17 protein-coding genes are annotated in these 18,654 nt (G+C 30.1%); 2 read left to right on the forward strand and 15 right to left on the reverse strand.

The features are described 5' to 3' along the window. Positions 1-133 precede the first annotated feature (133 nt). From KDK92_RS06440 to KDK92_RS06455, 4 genes are all read right to left on the reverse strand, one after another. Complete coding sequence (locus KDK92_RS06440; protein ID WP_250858371.1) at positions 134-616, reverse strand: class I SAM-dependent methyltransferase; 483 nt, start codon at positions 614-616, stop codon at positions 134-136. Positions 617-922: 306 nt separating this feature from the next. Beyond that, a complete protein-coding gene (locus tag KDK92_RS06445) occupies positions 923-1,405 on the reverse strand; it encodes a GNAT family N-acetyltransferase (protein ID WP_250858372.1) in 483 nt (160 codons plus the stop codon). Positions 1,406-1,439: 34 nt separating this feature from the next. Next, positions 1,440-4,313, reverse strand: a complete 2,874-nt coding sequence (gene uvrA, locus KDK92_RS06450; RefSeq protein ID WP_250858373.1) for an excinuclease ABC subunit UvrA — start codon at positions 4,311-4,313, stop codon at positions 1,440-1,442. 36 nt (positions 4,314-4,349) lie between these two features. Then, positions 4,350-5,654 carry a helix-turn-helix transcriptional regulator gene (locus KDK92_RS06455; RefSeq protein ID WP_250858374.1) on the reverse strand — a complete coding sequence of 435 codons (1,305 nt, stop codon included), beginning with the start codon at positions 5,652-5,654 and terminating at the stop codon, positions 4,350-4,352. Positions 5,655-6,052: 398 nt separating this feature from the next. Here KDK92_RS06455 and KDK92_RS06460 point away from each other — a divergent pair, with 398 nt between their 5' ends. Both KDK92_RS06460 and KDK92_RS06465 read left to right on the forward strand, forming a co-directional pair. Continuing rightward, positions 6,053-6,580 carry a GNAT family N-acetyltransferase gene (locus KDK92_RS06460; RefSeq protein ID WP_250858375.1) on the forward strand — a complete coding sequence of 176 codons (528 nt, stop codon included), beginning with the start codon at positions 6,053-6,055 and terminating at the stop codon, positions 6,578-6,580. A gap of 108 nt (positions 6,581-6,688) precedes the next feature. Then, positions 6,689-7,558 (forward strand): damage-control phosphatase ARMT1 family protein, encoded by an 870-nt coding sequence (locus KDK92_RS06465; protein WP_250858376.1) that lies wholly within the window; start codon positions 6,689-6,691, stop codon positions 7,556-7,558. 116 nt (positions 7,559-7,674) lie between these two features. Here KDK92_RS06465 and KDK92_RS06470 read toward each other — a convergent pair whose 3' ends face one another. From KDK92_RS06470 to KDK92_RS06520, 11 genes are all read right to left on the reverse strand, one after another. After that, positions 7,675-8,154, reverse strand: a complete 480-nt coding sequence (locus KDK92_RS06470) for a flavodoxin domain-containing protein (RefSeq protein ID WP_250858377.1) — start codon at positions 8,152-8,154, stop codon at positions 7,675-7,677. 39 nt (positions 8,155-8,193) lie between these two features. Next, positions 8,194-8,727 (reverse strand): flavodoxin domain-containing protein, encoded by a 534-nt coding sequence (locus KDK92_RS06475; protein WP_250858378.1) that lies wholly within the window; start codon positions 8,725-8,727, stop codon positions 8,194-8,196. A 12-nt stretch (positions 8,728-8,739) separates the two neighbouring features. Next, positions 8,740-9,327 carry a TetR/AcrR family transcriptional regulator gene (locus KDK92_RS06480; protein ID WP_250858379.1) on the reverse strand — a complete coding sequence of 196 codons (588 nt, stop codon included), beginning with the start codon at positions 9,325-9,327 and terminating at the stop codon, positions 8,740-8,742. A 242-nt stretch (positions 9,328-9,569) separates the two neighbouring features. Beyond that, complete coding sequence (locus tag KDK92_RS06485; RefSeq protein WP_250858380.1) at positions 9,570-10,832, reverse strand: S41 family peptidase; 1,263 nt, start codon at positions 10,830-10,832, stop codon at positions 9,570-9,572. Between the two features lie 309 nt (positions 10,833-11,141). Continuing rightward, the gene (locus tag KDK92_RS06490; RefSeq protein WP_250858381.1) at positions 11,142-12,104 is read right to left on the reverse strand and encodes an alpha/beta hydrolase; all 963 of its coding nucleotides are present in this window, start codon (positions 12,102-12,104) and stop codon (positions 11,142-11,144) included. 274 nt (positions 12,105-12,378) lie between these two features. After that, complete coding sequence (locus KDK92_RS06495) at positions 12,379-12,921, reverse strand: D-glycero-alpha-D-manno-heptose-1,7-bisphosphate 7-phosphatase (RefSeq protein ID WP_250858382.1); 543 nt, start codon at positions 12,919-12,921, stop codon at positions 12,379-12,381. A gap of 34 nt (positions 12,922-12,955) precedes the next feature. Continuing rightward, positions 12,956-13,939 carry a D-cysteine desulfhydrase family protein gene (locus KDK92_RS06500; protein WP_250858383.1) on the reverse strand — a complete coding sequence of 328 codons (984 nt, stop codon included), beginning with the start codon at positions 13,937-13,939 and terminating at the stop codon, positions 12,956-12,958. A gap of 124 nt (positions 13,940-14,063) precedes the next feature. After that, positions 14,064-15,383, reverse strand: coding sequence for a helix-turn-helix domain-containing protein (locus KDK92_RS06505; RefSeq protein ID WP_250858384.1), 1,320 nt, complete (start codon positions 15,381-15,383; stop codon positions 14,064-14,066). Between the two features lie 172 nt (positions 15,384-15,555). Next, positions 15,556-16,422 (reverse strand): SIR2 family NAD-dependent protein deacylase, encoded by an 867-nt coding sequence (locus tag KDK92_RS06510; RefSeq protein WP_250858385.1) that lies wholly within the window; start codon positions 16,420-16,422, stop codon positions 15,556-15,558. Beyond that, a complete protein-coding gene (locus tag KDK92_RS06515; protein ID WP_250858386.1) occupies positions 16,367-17,173 on the reverse strand; it encodes a protein-ADP-ribose hydrolase in 807 nt (268 codons plus the stop codon). The genes KDK92_RS06510 and KDK92_RS06515 overlap by 56 nt, the downstream gene beginning before the upstream one ends. A 37-nt stretch (positions 17,174-17,210) precedes the next feature. After that, positions 17,211-18,563 carry a metallophosphoesterase gene (locus KDK92_RS06520; RefSeq protein WP_250858387.1) on the reverse strand — a complete coding sequence of 451 codons (1,353 nt, stop codon included), beginning with the start codon at positions 18,561-18,563 and terminating at the stop codon, positions 17,211-17,213. Positions 18,564-18,654 lie beyond the last annotated feature (91 nt).

Consider the following 18,654-nt stretch of genomic DNA (forward strand, 5'->3'; position numbering starts at 1 on the left):
TTTCCTATAATCTAATTTCTAAATATAATCCCTAGAGAATTCAATTATCTAGGGACTTGTTTTAATAGTTCTTTTATTATTGAATCAATATTAATCACTTAACTAACCACTTTAAAATTTAGTAGTATCTTTTTTAAACTTTTATATTTTTAATTATCAATACCTTATATCTATTTTTTCCCATATAACCATTTATCTTTAAATGTGCATATTCATTAATCATTTCTTTAAGATCTAAAAGAATCCTTTTATCCATCTTCCATGATACTATAAATAATAAATATCCATTTTCTTTTGTAACTCTACTCATTTCCATTAAAACAGAATTCAATACACTTTCTAAATGGCCCAAAGCATTATAGCAAATAGATATATCAAAAGTACCGTTGTCCAAAATCAAATCAGTTGCATCCATTTCTTTAAATTCGATATTTTGTGGGATTTCTTTGAGATTTTTTCTTTTAAACCTCTCTAATGATATATCAGTTGCTAAAATTTGTTTTGCATATTTTGAAGCACTTAAGCTAAATTCTGAATCACCACAAGCAATCTCTAACACTTTCTTATCATTTAAATAAGCCTCTAAATCCATTGAAATATTATCTGTTATTTTCACTCTTGTCCACTCCCTATTCACTTATCATTTTTAACCAATAATTTTCTCATACAAAAATAAAAACCCCTCTTCAACTTCAGCGATTTTCTCATACCCCATCTTTTCATATAAATGCTAAATCTAATAACACAATCATTATCCGCTTATTGTAAATTAGGGTAGTTGATTTTAAAGATGTAATAGCACCGATATAACTATAAATTCGTGATAAAACTAATAATATAGCTATTCCCTAAACGTAAGGAATAGCTTTAGTTCATAAAATAAGAAATTTCCCAATTAACTCCACTTCATATTACACTCACACTATACGATAAGCTTCTCGTATAAGATAACTGTTTCATTAGATGCTGTTCCAACTTTTTTATATCCTGCCTTTTGATATAAATAATGATTTTTTAAGCTATAAAAAGGTGTTCCCAAGATCCACCTTTTCTTTTCAGTAAACATTCCTTCCATCATAGATAATGTTTTATATCCGTAACCCAAACCTTGATATTCCGGTAGTATACAAAAGTCTTCAAGCTCAATGGTATCTGCATCAACATCATGAGTCCAAAAGGTTCCTATAACCTCCTCATTAACTGTTAATATATATACATAATATTCATTTATTAATCGAATATTTTCGGGCATATCGATATACCATTCATCATAAAACCATTTAGGAATTTTTGTATCTTCGGGCTTAAAACGTTCCTTTTCATCCCGATAAGCCTTTGTTTTGATGTCTACTATCAAATTAACATCATCGACAGATGCTTTGCGAATTTTCAATTCTTTTTCCATATACTTACCTCACATTATATAAATAGTTTTTGTCTCACAAAACTTTCTTCAAAAATTCCCCAGTAACAGATTCCTTCACTTCTTTAACTTCTTCTGGTGTCCCTTGTGCTACAACATATCCACCATTTTTCCCACCTTCTGGTCCAAGGTCTATGATGTGATCTGCTGTTTTAAGCACTTCTAAATTATGTTCTATAACTAGGAGTGAATGCCCCTTCTCAACAAACAAGTTTAAGCACTTTAATAACTTCTTTATATCTGAAATATGCAGTCCTGTGGTAGGCTCATCTAATATATATAGATTATTTGTGCCGCTCTTTATCTTCCCTAATTCAGCTGCAAGTTTGATTCTCTGTGCTTCCCCTCCTGATAATGTTGTTGATGATTGACCTAATTTAACATATCCTAATCCTAATTGATTTAGAATATCTATTTTGTGATGTATATTCTTTTTCTCTTTAAAGAATTCAGCTGCTTCCTCAATACTCATATCAAGTATTTCATATATGTTTTTCCCCTTATATTTTATATCCAGAATTTCTTTTTTATATCGTTGTCCTTTACATATCGGACATACTATCTCAACATCAGGCATAAATTGTAGCTTTGTTACTATCTTTCCCTCGCCCTTACAATGTTCACATCTTCCACTATTCTTACTATTAAAACTAAAGTTAGAAATAGTATATCCCTTATCTTTAGCTTCATGTGTATTCATGAACAACCTTCTTATGCTATCAAATAACCCTATATATGTTGCTGGATTTGATCTGCTATTCTTTCCTATAGGCGATTGATTAATATTTATAATGTTATTTATATGTTCATGACCTTCTAAATCCCTATGCTCTCCTGGTATAATCCTAGGATCTCCTATACTTCTAAGTTTCTTATATATAATCTCGTTTACAAGTGTACTTTTACCTGAACCTGAAACCCCTGAAACACATACAAGAACTCCTAATGGAATATTAATATCAAGATCTTTTAGATTGTTCTCTCTTGCTCCTAAGATTGTGAGATTATTCCCATTATGCTTACGTCTTTCCTTAGGAACTTCTATTAGCTCTTTTCCACAAAGATATCTTCCAGTTAATGAACGTTTCGACTTCTTGATATGAGAGATTGTTCCTGTTTCTACAATCTCTCCACCGTGTATTCCAGGTCCTGGACCAATCTCAATGATATTATCCGCATTCTCTATTGTTTCCATATCATGTTCAACCACTATAACTGTATTCCCCAGTTCTCTAAGATGATTCAAGATATTTATTACCTTTTTACTATCTCTTGCATGAAGCCCTATACTCGGCTCGTCAAGTATATAGATCATTCCCATTAACCCTGAACTGATCTGAGATGCTAATCTTATTCTTTGAGCTTCTCCCCCTGATATTGTATCTGCTCTCCTACCAAGTGAAAGATAATCAAGCCCGATTTCTACGAGTAATGATACCCTCTTCTTTATCTCTTTCACTATTGGTTCTGCTATATACTTTTTATCCTCTGGAAATGTAAGACCTTCAATAAAGTCATATAATTCTGTCAACTGCATCCAGCATACTTCATGTATATCCTTATCTCCAATTAGTATATCAAACCTTTGCCTTTTTAATTTCTTGCCACCACAATCTGGACATGTATGCTCAACCATCTTCTTCTTAAACCATTCAAGATTAGCCTCATTTACTTTATCTTCTCTAGTTACTTCCCTGTACCAATGCTCTGTACGATTTACATAACCGCTAAATTGAATTGTTCTACCAATAAGATAGTTTCTTTTATTAAAATTAGGAGGTGACTCTATGGTTATCTTTTCACCTTTAGTACCATAAAACAATATATCCTTTGCCTCCTCTGATAGTTCCTTAAACGGAGTATCAAGACTGAAATTATAATGTACTGAAAGATTATACATGAGTATATGCTTACCTGAAACTTCGCCTCTACAGTTATACACACCTTGGTCAAAAGCTCCTTGGTTAATACTCTTATCATGCTTAGCTATCATTAACCTTGGATCTGCTTTTTTTGTGGTTCCTATTCCTCCACAGGTTCTGCAGGCGCTTCCCACATTATTAAATGCAAAGTACTGTGATTCAATGTTTGCCATAGTTACATGATGCTCAGGGCAACCAAAACTACTATAGAATTTTTCTTTTACCTCTTGTGATACATCCTCAGAAATGAATTCAGCAATAAGAACATGTTCTCCAATCACTTCTAGTGCAGTTTCTAAGGAGTTGGTTAAGTTTTTTTCTATATTATTCTTTATCTCAAATCTATCTATTACTATTTTAATATCATGATCACAATACTCATCTATCTCTATTTCTTCACTAATATCAACCCTATTTCCATCAATAATCAGGTTGTTATATCCCTTTTGCCTTATCTCATTAAAAAGATATGCATATTCTTCTCCATACAACTTATATGCTGGTGTTAAAAATTCAATCTTTGTCCCCTGCGGCAAGGATAATACTGATTCAACTATTTGTCCTGATGTCTTAACATCAAATTTCTCCCCACAATATGGACACTTAGCCGTTCCTGATGTTGAATATAATAATCTCATATAATCATAAATATCTGTCATTGTTCCAACTGTTGATCTGGGATTAACAAGCCCTCTTTTCTGTTCTATAGCTATTACTGGAGATAATCCGAAAACAAAATCCACCTCAGGTTTCTTTAGTTGTGATATTCTACTTCTTGAAAAGGTAGGTAATGAGTCAAGAAATCTCCGTTGACCCTCTCCATAAACAATATCAAAAGCAAGTGATGACTTCCCAGATCCACTTACACCTGTTATAACTGTAATCTTATCTCTTGGAATATTTACATCAATATTCTTAAGATTATTCTGTCTTGCACCCTTTATCTCAATATTCTTTTTACCTAACATTTAATACCCCCTTGTTAATTGTTATAGCTATATATCTTAAATAATTATCTCCATATCTGCATCAATCTTAAAATATGCTGGTTCATATACACCACCACTGCTTTTATTAGTTACGTAAGTTTCTGAAATGTCTTTTACGAGAATACCTTCCTCACAAAGCCATTCACATACTTCACAGATATCATATGAACGTAACCTGTTATTAAAATCTTGTGTAATCTTTGAGAGGGACTTCATCTCACTCGACTTTTCAAAGTACTCTAAAATAGGCTTACAAATGATATCCATGTGTTCTCTTAGGTATTCATAAATCATATCAATCGCTTTAGATATGTTAATACTATTTTTTCTCTCATCCATTAATCCCACATATAATTTTTCAATAATTGGATTATTATATTTTAATGCCTGTTGTATAACCTCTCTCGAAGGAATATTGTTGTTCATCAACACCTCTATCCCCGCGATAATTTTTAATGTATTTACTATCCATATATAGGAGTACCTTGGATCACTTTTAACCTTCAACCACTTTTCAGCTTTATACAAAGTTCCTAATGCAAAAGAAGTTTTCCCAATCAATTCATAGGCTTTATCTCTCTCACCTATTTCCTTCTCATCACTAAAACTCTCAAACAGCTCTCTTACTGACTCATCCTTGCAATATATCATTGTCCCTAATGAAAAGTATGAATGCCCAAAAGATCCCTTATTAGTTTTTGCTACACCTTGTCTAAATTGACTTCTTGTTTGTATGTTTGCATTTATCCAAATATCATCTTCTGTCAAGCAAACAGATTTCTTTGGCTTACTATCATCATTAACTATAATCTCCATATCTATATCAGATTTCTCCCACACCTGGTCATATGAAAGACTTCCCATTACCAATACTGCAACAACATTAGCATCCTTTTTTAATCTTTCACATAGTGTCTCCACTGCTTGCATATATCGTTTCTGTAAGTCACTATTCTCAAAGGTAACTTTCCAGAAATCTGTAGGAATGGCATGAGCATTTAACTTCCTATAAGCATTAGGTGTAATATCAAATATTCTCTTAAATGCCCTTGAGAATGTTTCATGTGAGTTAAATCCATAATCCATTGCAATATCAATTATTTTCTTATCCGTTTCAATAATTTCCTTCGCTGCTACAGATAATTTTCTCTTTCGTATATAATCTGTAACAGGTATTCCTATAACCGATTGAAATACCCTATGATAATGATGCGTTGAGTAGTAACATAATGCTGATAAATCCTCCAGTGAAATATCTTCTTTTATATGTTCCTCAATATAATCTAATGACTTCTGTAACTTCTTATAATAATCAGACATATTCCATCACCAACCTTTAAATATAGTATATCATGTAACAATTTACTCTTCTTGATATTTTTTGATATGTTACAAACCCTTACTGTTAGTGGGTTCTAGAAGGCAGTTGACTTTTATATGACATTAGTTTACTAACTAGAATTACACTTTAAAAGTACAAGTAGAATTAACTGTAACAATTTATACATAAGAATTGATGTATATTAAATCCAAATATTTGAAACAACTATAAATATTCTATATACTTAAATAAGAAAACAATAAAATTTTGAGCAACTTCAATATACAAGGAGGATTAATTCAAGGATATATTTAGTGAACAATTCGCAAGTTTTTAATAAACATTATTATACTTTGTTACAAGTACTTTAAAATCAATTTCATAGGAGGGATTTGTAATGGTAAAAATTGAAACAGATAGGTTACTATTAAGAACATTAACTAGGGATGATTTAGATTCTGTAATGGACTTTTGGGGAAATGAAGAAGTTATGAAATACTGTGGTGGTGCAGGTACTAGAGAACGTGAGCTACGCGCCATTGATTTTTATATAAATCTCCAAAATGAAAAAGGGTTCTCACCATATATAGTAATATTAAAAGAGAATTGCGAAATCATAGGTGCATGTGGTTTTAATCCCACAAAAAAAGATCATGAAATTGAACTTATATATCATTTTGCGCAAAAATATTGGGGAAGAGGTTACGCAACAGAGGCCGGGAAAGCATGTATTAACTATGCTAGTAATAATCTTAAACCAAATAAAATCATAGCTTCTATACATCCAAATAATATTTCATCAAGAAAAGTATTAGAAAAATTAGGCTTTGAGTATAAAGGCATGAAATGGTTTGAAGCCACACAAGAAAAAGAACCATATTTTGAGTTTCCTATATCGAAATTTCAAATCATCCCAATTAAATAAATTCGTTATTAAAATTCTCCTTTCTCAATTATAATAAAAAAGAACTAAAAACAAGTAAAATACTGTTATTCTAACATAATATAAAAATATCTTGATGGAGGAAAAAATATGAAAGTAACTTATGAATGTTTAACTTGTTTAGTAAGACAATCAACAGAAGCTGCAAGAATGGTCACAGAGGATATAGAATTACAACAAAAAATTATTAAACATACATTACAAGAAGTTGGCAAATTAGACTTTTCTGAAACAGCTCCTTATTTAGGTAGCATAATACATAAATATATTAAAGAAATTTCAAATAATCCAGATCCATACAAAGAATTAAAAGCAAAATATAATGATGTAGCTTTTCAAATTTGTGAAGATTTAAAGCTCTCTGAATTGGTTAAAAGTAGTGATTTTCCACTGGATACCGCCTGCAGACTTGCAATGGCAGGTAACATTATTGATTTTAGTGTATCCATATTAGTAGAAGAAGAACAGGTTAGAGAGACAATAGAAAAATGTTTTAAAGCAAATATTCATGGAAGTACCGCTGATGAACTTTTAGATGCTGCAAATAAAGCAAATAAAATCTTATACCTAGCTGATAATTCAGGAGAAATTGTATTTGATAAATTCTTAATCAATGAACTTCCTAAAGAAAAGATTACTTATGTAGTTAAGGGCGAACCAGTTGTAAATGATGCCACAATGGATGATGCAGTCTCTGTAGGAATGATAGATTTAGTTAGAGTTATAGACAATGGTTCTGATGCTCAAGGAACTATTTTTGATTTATGTTCTGATGAATTTAAAAATGAGTTTGAAGAAGCAGATTTAATAATATCAAAAGGACAAGCTAACTATGAAACTCTTAGTGATGTGCAAAACAAAGAAATGTTCTTCTTATTAAAAGCTAAATGTAAATCCGTAGCAAATAACATAGAGTGTATTCAGGGTGATCTTGTAATGAAAAGAGTACATGTGAAGTAGCATTATTTCCTAGGGAATATTAATAGTCTCTTAGATAATAACTCATTATATAGAAAAAAGCTCCATAGGAAACTACTAATTTTGGAGCTTTACCTTTTTATCTTACTAACAATACTCTAAGCTCTATTTATTAACTGAGCAAAATTATCAATTCTCTCTTCTAAAATATTGGACACATCTTTGTCTATCTTAGATACTTTCTTAACTATTAACCTTTCTAAGAAATTCATCTTTTTAAATATAAACTCTCCCCCAAAAGATTCTATGACAACAGTATTTTCTATTAAGTCCTGTGGGAAAGATTCTTTTAACTGCTTTTCTACAGCATCTCCTTCACCCATGCAGCATATAAATAATCCTACTTTTTTATCTTTTAATACATTCAAGTTTTCTAAGCAGAACTCGCTAACTTCCTTTCGAATTTTACCAATGTAAATTGAACCGCCAATAATAATCCTTTCATATTGCGTGATATTTAATTCACTTTTTCCTTTCAAATCATATAAATCCACTTTTCCATTAATCTTTTCAGATAGAATTTTAACACATTTTTCTGTACAACCATACTTGGTAGCATAAACTATTAATGTTTTCAATGTAACCCCTCCCATAAATATTATGAATAAACATAATCATTATGAATAAACATAATCGATTAATTTATTTATATTCTTCTTTCTTGTAAAATCCACTGGATTATCGTATGCAGCAATCATACCTTTTTCATCAGGTGTTAATTCTTTTCCCTTTTTCTTTTTATTCTTTATTTTCCATTTTAGTAGCGTCATAAGAACTTTATCAAAAGGCTTCAATTTACTATAGTTAAACCCTCCCCGTAAATAAAAAAACATCATATATTTTTGTTGTTCTGTAGTGAAGTTCTTATTTTTAACTTCTTGTATTACCTCTCCTCTTGATGTCGATGCCCCAGTTGCGAAAACAACTACCTTTTTATCTTTAAGTTTTTCAATGTTTTGTGTGATTAACTTTACACCGTTGATACCAATGGCATATAACCCCCCACCATAAATTACCGTATCATATACTGTTAGCATATTAATATTAACATCTGAAGCCTCAAAAATATCAGCAGACAATTCCTCAGAAATCCACTCTGCATATTTCTTAGCAAATCCTGTTTTTGATTTGTATACTATTACTGTTTTCATTATTTTCCCCCCTTACTTAGATAAAAGAAATTCTATTTCATTTTTAACTATAATAATCAGATCCTCTAATTTTTCTGTGTTTCTCCTTCTTAAGAAAAATAAGAGCTTTCCACATAATAATGATGGAATTAAATCTTTTAATATTTCTATGTTTTCTTCTGGTATGTAGCCCTCTTTTGCACACTCTATTAAGTTTTCCCTAAGAAGTCCCCTTACTGATGGACGTTTAATATTTTTCATAAATTTTTCTGGAGCATTCCCTAGATCTTCTAAAAATATTAACTGAAACATATCAGGATTTTCAGCAAAATACTTAAAGTAAGCACAACCTTGAGTTATAACCTGCTCTCTAGGATTTTCTCCTTGTTTTTTACAACTCATCATATATTTATGGCAATCCTCAAAGAAGTCAAAAACACAATACGCAAGTAAGGTGTTTAAATCGTTAAAATAGTTGTATATAGTTGCGTAAGAATAACCAGCCTTTTCCCCTACTTTTCTAGCTGAAACCCCCTTTACTCCTTCTTCCTTGATAATTTCTTTTGCTGCCTCTATAAAGTATTTCATCATTCTTTGTTTTTGTATTTCTTTTTTATCCATTTGCAGTCTCCATTTCATTTAGATATTAGTCTCTCTCTTTATCTCTTTATCTCTTTATCTCTTTATCTCTTTATCTCTTTATAATCATTTTAACTAACTTTATATCCCATTCTGTTAACAATGTTAATTTTATTAACATTGTTAATTTTATTATATATCACTCACAATTTTGTGGCAACATTATTTTCCAAATAATGTGTGCAAAAATAAAAAACAGCGACCGAATCGCTGTTTTTATAATACTATTCTTGAGCTTGTTTTCTAATATAATCTAGTATCGGATCATTGTTATTAATATAATCATCTATAGTTAATTCAATTATTTTATCTGGTATAAATGAATCAATATCCTCATCATAATTTGTGAAATATTTAGTAGAGTACTTTACTCTAACTTTATTATTGGGTAATTTAAAACTTTTCACTTCACCATAATGATTTGGCTTCCCTCCTGTAGGCTCACCAATGAAAATCGCTTCTGTTTTTTGTTTTAAACTTATTGCATTTAATATTGCAGACGAAAAAGTTTTTTTGCCTACAATAACATAAAGTTTACCTTTTTGGTTTAATTTACAGTTTGATAACTCATCTATAAAATTATTTAATATTGGTGAACTTCCACCACCGTTATTTCTAATATCTATTACAAGTTTTTCTACGTCCTTATTATTTATAGCTTCCATAAGTTCTTTTGAGAATTTTTTAAATGATTTTTCTTTCATTTGTCTACATAAATTATATTTAAAATAAATCATCTTATCATCCTCAAAATATTCATACCAATAGAACTTGTCACTATTTTTCATATATAATGGAATTTCTCCCACTTTACCTTTTCCTAAAATATTATCTAGCACATACTCTCCACCTGTAGATTTCATTTCTAACTCTATTTCTTGACCATTTCTATTTTCAAAAGTGAATTTTGCATAATCAGGATTATCTATAATATCCAGCCCACACATTATTGTTGAAATCTCAATATAAATAGGCATTTTTGATCTTAAGTGTGCTATATTATCATGTGAAATCACTTTTGAAAGTTTTTCTATAACACTATTAATATCTTGAGAATTAACTTCTATAAGCTTGCTATACATGATTTTTTCGTATTCAGGTGATGTATTTATAACATAAAAACCATCATTGAACCAATATAATTCCATTGGGAACATTTTATCTGCACCAATATTGGTTGTAGTATGTCCATCTCCTGCAGAAGCAACTATTTTTTGTATATTCAATCTAATTTTATCATCATTTAGCTGTTCTAATGATTCCTTTAATTTGTCTATCTCAGTATTAAATTCTTCCTCTGTTAATTTAAAAAATAAATTTTTATGTCTTTTAGGAAGTTCTTTAGCAAGATAATCAATATCCTTTTCCCACATTTCCACACGATCTCCACTTTTAGATATATATTTGTTAGAACACCCAGCAAAAATAGCACCTATAAAACTAAATATTAATAACACCAATGTGACTTTCTTAAATATTTTTAACATTTTCCTGCTCCTTATCAATATGTTATTTTGTTCTTATCATATTTATAAGTTTAGTACTTTCATATATTTTCTTCCATCGTTTTACATTGCATTTTAATATATGATTGTTACATTCATGTAACAATCATGTATTAATTCAAGCTAAAGCATTTTATATCCTTCAACGCATCTATAAAGTATGTCCTCATTCTTCATATTTATATTTCTTTATTTTCCAATTACTCTTGAAAATCGTACAAAAAAAGCAAAGAAAAAAATATTTTCTCTGCTATAGTATGGTAATTATATTCATTTCAGTATTACCTACTATCATTTAAACTTTGTCAACCACTCTCCAAGAGCTTCTTTTAACTGAGGGTGTATAGGATGTGAAATCTCTTTTTTATATTGTTTTATTGCACCTAATGCTGTTTTTTTTCCTGTAAACTCTTTTAATATATGATCCATATTTCTAATAGTCATACATTTAATATTTTCTTTTCCCAAATTCTCAATAGATTTTAAATCCTCTGGATTTGCTTGAACATCCTTCTCTCCTGTAATAGCTATAATTGGACATTGAGCATTTTTTAATTTATCTAGTATTTCTTCACTACTATATTTAAAGTGCTCTCTAAACCACTTTGCAGGCATTTTCTTATGTTTATATTTTATAGTATCACCAGTAGAATTTATTACTATATTATAGAGATCATCTTGTTGTTTTTGATTCTTACTTTCTTCAAAAGCTCGTTTAAAAATAACTCCTTTTAATCCTTTAGATTTTTTTGCTTCCTCTACAATTTGACTATTTTGATATTTCAATGGTTCTCTAAGATTTGTTCCAGCTCCTGAAAGCAGTATCAAACCGCTAACTGGAGTTATCTCATTAGCAATAGTTGATAATATACACCCTTCACTATGTCCCAGTAATATAATCTTATCTTTATTTACTTTAGGATGGTCTTGTAAAAATCTTATATTGCTATTAATATCATCAACTAAATCACTTACACCTGCTGTTCTTGCGTTACCTTTACTTTCTCCAATACCTCTTTTATCATATCTCAATGTAATAAAACCAAGCTCTGTAATAAAATGTGACAGTTTCTTATATATATTAAATTTGATTGGTGGTATTTTTATATTTCCATCTCTATTTGCAGCTCCTGAGCCATTAATAATTAAAACCGCTGGTAACTGTTCCTTTTCTATTTGTGGTATTGTTAATGTTCCTTTTAATATTACCTCTCCGTTTATTGTTACTTGCTCTTCAATAAAGCTTGTTTCCAAAATAACTTCCCCCCATTTTATTATTCTTATCTATTACCCTTAATGATAATATTCTTTATTAAAAATATACATCTTCCATCTCTTATTTATTACCATTTTTAAACCGTACCTAAATAATTTCAAATTTACAATCTTTACTCCCTACTGTTATATATTTATCCTTATGAATTAATATTTTACTCTTCCTTTCACCTATTTCCTTAGAATTTTTTCCTTTATCTAAAATATCAATAAAAAAAGACCCTATTTATATAATAAGGTCGTATGATTCATTCTAGTTTTCAGTTTTATTTCCCTCAAGTATCCACTCAGCTGTTTCTTTTAAAGAATCAAAGATTAACTCTCTATGTTTTAATTCACTTAAATGTTTCTCACCATGACCAGTTAATACATATATTCCAGTTGCACCAACACTAAATCCAAACTCAACATCTGAAGGATGATCTCCAATAACAAAAGAATTTTTTATATCTATATTATACTTTTTCTCAGCTTCTAAAAGAAAATAAGGATTAGGTTTTTTACAAATACACTTATCCTCATTTATATGTGGACAACAATATAGTTCTTTTATATGAATATCATTCTTTCTTAATTCATCTAGAATATATGCATGTACCCTTTCCACGCCCTCTTCAGTAATTAATCCTCTACCTATTCCAGACTGATTTGTAACTATGAAAAGTTCATAATGCTCTTTTAACTTTTTTAATACTTCCATAGTAAAAGGAAAAAACTTTACATCCTCAATATTCTCTATATAACCACTGTCTTCAATTATTACTCCATCTCTATCAAGAAAAACTGCTTTCTTCATCTTATCTCTCCTTGTACTCATATTATAAAGTGTATTAAAACAAATCTATTTTAGGAAACACCCCAAAAAGTCCTCCTGTATGAATAAATAATATGTTTTGATGTTCTTTAAATGTTCCTTTTTTTATTTCATTCGCCAACCCATACATAGCTTTACCAGTGTAAACAGGATCAAGTATAATCCCTTCTAATTGAGCTAATTCTCTTATAAAGTCAATCTCTTCTGGTTTACTTAAAGCATATCCTCTCCCAACATACCCATCAAGAATATTAATCTCATCTTTGGTGAAATCAAGAGTTTCATTCATAATATTTAAGCTTTCATAAAGTAATTCTTCAATTCTTCTCTTAAAATGTTCTGCATCATTACATACATTAACACCATAAATCTTGCTCTTATGATTTAGAATCTTTTTACCTAGAAATACACCTCCATAAGTTCCCCCTGAACCTACTGAAACCACTATAGCATCAAAGTTTATTCCCATTTCTCTTTCTTGTTCAATAATTTCTTCCATAGCTTTGTAATATCCAAAGGTTCCTATTCCATCTGAAGCACCCTCAGGAATTATATAAGCCTTATGCCCTTCTTTTGCTAATTCCTCTTTTATGTTCTCCATGATTTCCATTCTTTTTTCTTTATAAGCTTCTGGTGTTATGAATTTAATTTTAGCTCCTAGTACTTTATTTAAAAATAAATTTCCATCTATATTTTCTTTTCCGTTCCCTCTAAGAACTAAGCATGATTTCATTCCAAGTTTAGCCGTTACAGCTGCAGTAGCTCTAGCATGATTTGATTGAATCCCGCCACATGTGATAAGGAAATCACATCCTTCATCTAATGCCTTTTTTACCGTAAACTCTAACTTTCTTATCTTATTTCCTGATATTTCCGCGCCTGTTTCATCATCTCTTTTAATAAATATGTTTGGTCCACCAAGTTTTTCAGATAATCTTTCTAACTTTTGTATCCTAGTAGGTAGATTCGCAAGTTTAATTCTTTCTGGAATACTGTTCATTTTATTCACCCCTTAATAAGTATATTCTTTTACCCCATTTCTTTAACATTAATTTATCATTAATAAACACAAAAAGATACCCTTAATAAGAGTATCTTTAATTGATAAGCTACAATAAATGAATTTATTCAAAAAAACATTTATCTTTATTTTCCCATATCCATAGAAGCATTTTTCGATTAATCATAGCTACATCTTTCTGATTCTCTTTATCAGCAAGCCATGCAATGAATATCATCTGAATTGAGAAAATCACATATGGAATAGCCTTTTTTTCTTCTTTTGTTAAATTGCAGATGTTATCATAACCTTTGATTATTCCATCAAGAATGTCTGGCCACTTTTCAAACCCTTCTTCAACCTTCTCAGCTTCTGAAAGTATCCCTGTGGCACAATAGCATGGGTCAAAAATCCTTACATATCTCCTACTTATCTCAAAATCAACAAATCCACTTACCTCTCCATTACTAAATAAAATATTCGATGGATTAGCATCTCTATGAATTATCTGTTTAGGTAACTTTGAACAAAGCTCCTCGAAATTTTCCAAGTAATAGTTATAGAATTCTTCTGGTAAAGGACACCCCCATTGTTCCATAATTTTCTTTGTTTCAGGTAATGCCCATTCCACAACCGTTTTATACATATCATAATCATTAACTTCAATGTTATCCTCTTGTTTTAAAAGAACTTTATGAAGCTTTCCAATAGCTTCTCCATATTTTTTAGCAGTTTCTACCCTATTATCATTATATCTTTCTTCTGGTAATAAATATTTACCTTCAATACGATTGAATAGAATATAATATCTATCATCTAATGTTACAAAATCCTCATTTTTATTTGTTTTAACTGGACTTCCATCAGTCATCCCTTCTGCTCTTAGTGCTTTTGTAACAGAAAGGTGTGTACGCAGCCCTGAAAAGTCATTTCCAGTTTTAAGGATATAATCTTCATCAATACTCCATGTGGTTTCTGATTTTACAGCCCCACCTACAACATACATTGTACCAATTTCGCTCTTAACATCTATATCCCAGTTTGATAGTATTTGTCTTATTTGACTTTGTGTTAACATAAATTTTCCCTCCACTCTTAAGTTTATCGGCTCAGGTTTTTTAGCCGAAATTAATTTTAAATACTTCTTGGGAGAACAGCCATATTCACGTTTAAAAGCTTTAAAGAATCCTGCATGTGTATTAAACCCATACTCTAAGGAAACAGATACTATTTTTTTACCACTACTTGCTTCATATATTGCATGCATTAATCTACGTTTTGTTATATAGGCAAGTACCGGTATACCTATATAAGAACCAAATAAATGATAAAAATGATATAATGAAAATCCTGAAAGTTCTGCTAGTTCCTCTGCTGTAATCTCTGCTTTTAGGTTTTCTTCAATGTAATCTATAGTTTTCTGCATTATTTGTATTGTCTCCATCTATTCTCCTTCCTCCCAATTGATAATTTAAATTTACCATATACATACTTAAAAAATATTTCCTGTGTTGCGGAGTTCCATAAATTAATAATTTCTACACCTGAATCAATTTTCCTAGTTAAATGCTGAAAAATAAAACCGTACTCTTAAAAAAAGTACGGTTGCATGTCAATTATATTTTTACTAATGCCTCTAATGACTCTTTAATATCATGATCAATTAAAATAGTTTTATCTTCAATACCTTTCCTTACTCCATGTTCAGTAGTATTAAATCTTACCAATGTTGTTTCATTTAAATATTTAGTCATTTTTTCAAAAGGAAATCTTATTATACCAGGTGTATTAAACCCAACCCCTAATTCTAATAGAACTATTTTATGATTTTTAGCAGACTCTACAAATTCATAATAATCATCTATATTTGCTAAGTGTGGTTTATCAACAAAAGTATCATCAACTCTCAGGTTTGGACGTAGTAATCTACCACATCTAGGGCAGATTGGAACATCTTCTTCACCAATAATAAGCTTGTCTTCATCAAAGCTACTAAGCATCTTGTCAATCATAGCTTCATTGTTGTAGACATCCTCACTACAAGGTTTTTCGCATTGAAAATATCCATAACTACCTTGAGGGGCAAATATTTTCTTCTCATCAAAGTTACCTTTATAAAACTGCCCGTCACAATTGGTTGTAACTATGAAATAATTTTTATCCTTAATTAATTCATAAAGATCTTCATAAGGTTTAGTATAGTTTGCTTTGTAATATATATTGTTTATATGATTCGCCCAATATGCCCAATAACTTTTTTTATTTTCTTGTGTAACTGTCCAGTTATCCACTAAACCATCCCAAATTGTCTTATACCCTTTCTTAATAAAAGGAGAATAGTTTTCTTTAAATACATCTTTATTACTATAATCCAGTCCACCTGCTGCTGATAATCCTGAACCTGCTCCAATGAGTACATAATCGGCTTCATCGATGATCTCTTTTACTTTTTTCAAATTTTTCAAATATAGTCTTGTAAACATTGAAATCCTCCTCCGTAAATACATTGAATACTATTTTATTGATGTTGTTAGGGTTTCTTTTTAAATAATTTAAAACTGTTCCTACTGCAATTTCTGCTGCCCTTTCTTTAGGAAAATTAAATACCCCTGTTGAGATACAGCAAAAAGCTATGGTCTTTATTTCTTCAATCTTTTTGGTTCTTTCAAGGCATGATATATAACAAGAAGCCAATTGTTCCTCTTGAAAAGCTGTTACCTTTCCTTTAATAATTGGACCAACAGTATGAATAACGTATTTTGCTGGGAGATTATACCCTTTAGTTATTTTTGCTTGACCTGTAGGTTCCTCATAGCCTTGTTTTTCCATCATTTTATTACATTCATTTCTAAGCTGCATTCCACTTGCAGAATGAATAGCATTATCTATACAGTTATGCATTGGTATAAAACACCCTAATAACTCACTATTTGCAGCATTCACAATTGCATCAATTTCTAATGTTGTAATATCACCTTTCCATAGTAAAATTTTCTCCCCTAGTTGAGTATCTATTTCTTCAACATGAGTTATTCTCTTATCATTCAACTCTGCTGTAAGCAGTTCATCTTGAATTTTATAGAATTCCTTTGATAACTCAGTTGGAGAAGTAATATTCATAAGACTTCTCAATAAATCTCTTTTATGATTATAAGCTATAGGAATATCAATAAGGAGTCTATTTACCTTAATCAATTCTTCTATTAGAAATTGAACCGCACTATCTCTATTCATAATGTCTCACCTCACTTTAATAACAGTACACCCTTTACTATCTTTGAAGTTTAAAATTATTATCATCAATATCGTCATCACTATATATACTCATGATATAACTTCTTAAAAAGCTGGGGGAAGCTTCCTGCCATAGCATAAACCCTTCTGAATTTATAATTTTCTCTGTAGTATTGTCAGTACCTTCAAAATACTTTATATTCAATTTTTTAAAAGTTTCTGCCATCATATGTTTCTCTCTGTCATCATAATTATTATTTTCTGTTAAAAAATTATAAGCCATATCATAGGCTTTATCTCCAAAGAAAGTATAAGCATATTTTCCAAATTCATTTAAATTCTCATCAAGTACCCCATTTTCTTTAGACCAACCTTCTACATCAACAAATTCAGTACTATAGGTATATGAATTTCTTTCAGGAGAATAGTCAAGTTTTCCATATTGCTGTGGATACACTGAAAGTGAGCTTGTTGCAATATCATAAAATTCTTGAGACGTATTTGATTTATTGACTTTTTCATATGAACATATATCCTGAATATGAACATGTCCACTTAATGCTAAATTCAAACCTAAATCTGAAAATACTTCTAACACTTTTTCATTACTATTAATTGTGAATCCTTCGCTCAGAATCTCACTATGATCCAGTAAATTGTGATGCATCACTGTAATAATTTCTGCACCATTTTCTTTTGCTAATACACTACATTCTTGTATCCACTCTAATGTTTCCTGTTTAATCATCCCCTCTGTTTGTGGATTACCATACTTTTGATTGTTTAAATACATATTTGTATCAAGCATTAACAACCATATATCCTCTGAAGGGGATGCAAGATAACTTAATGAATTTTCATCTTTTAAAATAGCTTCATTATATCCAAACTTATTATAAATCAAACTAAAATCTTTATCAGTTATGGTATCCACAGGATATCTTTGATCATCTTTAAATCCTAATGCCCATGGATTGAATATATCATGATTCCCAGGAGTCACATATACAGTGGTTCCCATCTCTTCGATCTTATTTAATTTTTCCGCTAACTCAATATGACTTTCTTTTTCTCCGTTATTTGTTAAGTCTCCACTAATTATCAGAATCTCAGGTACCTTCTGTTCAATATCATTCATAAAAGCTTCTAATATTTCATCTATATAATCTAACTGTTTCCCATCTCCACCAATAAGAAATTTTTGAAATGCTTCACCATCATCTCTCAAACTTTCAGCTAAGTAATGAATATCAGTTGTTATAAAAAATGTGATTTTTTCACCTAATTTATGTTTAGGAGATATAGTAATCTTTGTATTATTAGAACATCCTATTAGAATCATCATCATAATAAAAGTTATAATTATTATTGACCTTTTGTAAACCTTCATATTTCCTCCTAGTCAAGTCTAAAGTCTTAAATATAGTAAAGCACTATGAACACAGTTGAAATTCATAGTGCTTATCTTTAATCTAATTCTA

It is taken from the genome of Oceanirhabdus seepicola (genome assembly GCF_023684385.1).
GTDB classification, from domain to species: Bacteria; Bacillota; Clostridia; order Clostridiales; family Clostridiaceae; genus Oceanirhabdus; species Oceanirhabdus seepicola.

Excerpts from the sequence above, each read along its gene's own strand:
- KDK92_RS06445 (WP_250858372.1), bottom strand. The coding sequence starts at position 1,405 with ATGGAAAAAGAATTGAAAATTCGCAAAGCATCTGTCGATGATGTTAAT.
- uvrA (WP_250858373.1), bottom strand. The coding sequence starts at position 4,313 with ATGTTAGGTAAAAAGAATATTGAGATAAAGGGTGCAAGACAGAATAAT.
- KDK92_RS06455 (WP_250858374.1), bottom strand. The coding sequence starts at position 5,654 with ATGTCTGATTATTATAAGAAGTTACAGAAGTCATTAGATTATATTGAG.
- KDK92_RS06460 (WP_250858375.1), top strand. The coding sequence starts at position 6,053 with ATGGTAAAAATTGAAACAGATAGGTTACTATTAAGAACATTAACTAGG.
- KDK92_RS06465 (WP_250858376.1), top strand. The coding sequence starts at position 6,689 with ATGAAAGTAACTTATGAATGTTTAACTTGTTTAGTAAGACAATCAACA.
- KDK92_RS06475 (WP_250858378.1), bottom strand. The coding sequence starts at position 8,727 with ATGAAAACAGTAATAGTATACAAATCAAAAACAGGATTTGCTAAGAAA.
- KDK92_RS06480 (WP_250858379.1), bottom strand. The coding sequence starts at position 9,327 with ATGGATAAAAAAGAAATACAAAAACAAAGAATGATGAAATACTTTATA.
- KDK92_RS06485 (WP_250858380.1), bottom strand. The coding sequence starts at position 10,832 with ATGTTAAAAATATTTAAGAAAGTCACATTGGTGTTATTAATATTTAGT.
- KDK92_RS06495 (WP_250858382.1), bottom strand. The coding sequence starts at position 12,921 with ATGAAGAAAGCAGTTTTTCTTGATAGAGATGGAGTAATAATTGAAGAC.
- KDK92_RS06500 (WP_250858383.1), bottom strand. The coding sequence starts at position 13,939 with ATGAACAGTATTCCAGAAAGAATTAAACTTGCGAATCTACCTACTAGG.
- KDK92_RS06505 (WP_250858384.1), bottom strand. The coding sequence starts at position 15,383 with ATGGAGACAATACAAATAATGCAGAAAACTATAGATTACATTGAAGAA.
- KDK92_RS06510 (WP_250858385.1), bottom strand. The coding sequence starts at position 16,422 with ATGTTTACAAGACTATATTTGAAAAATTTGAAAAAAGTAAAAGAGATC.
- KDK92_RS06515 (WP_250858386.1), bottom strand. The coding sequence starts at position 17,173 with ATGAATAGAGATAGTGCGGTTCAATTTCTAATAGAAGAATTGATTAAG.
- KDK92_RS06520 (WP_250858387.1), bottom strand. The coding sequence starts at position 18,563 with ATGAAGGTTTACAAAAGGTCAATAATAATTATAACTTTTATTATGATG.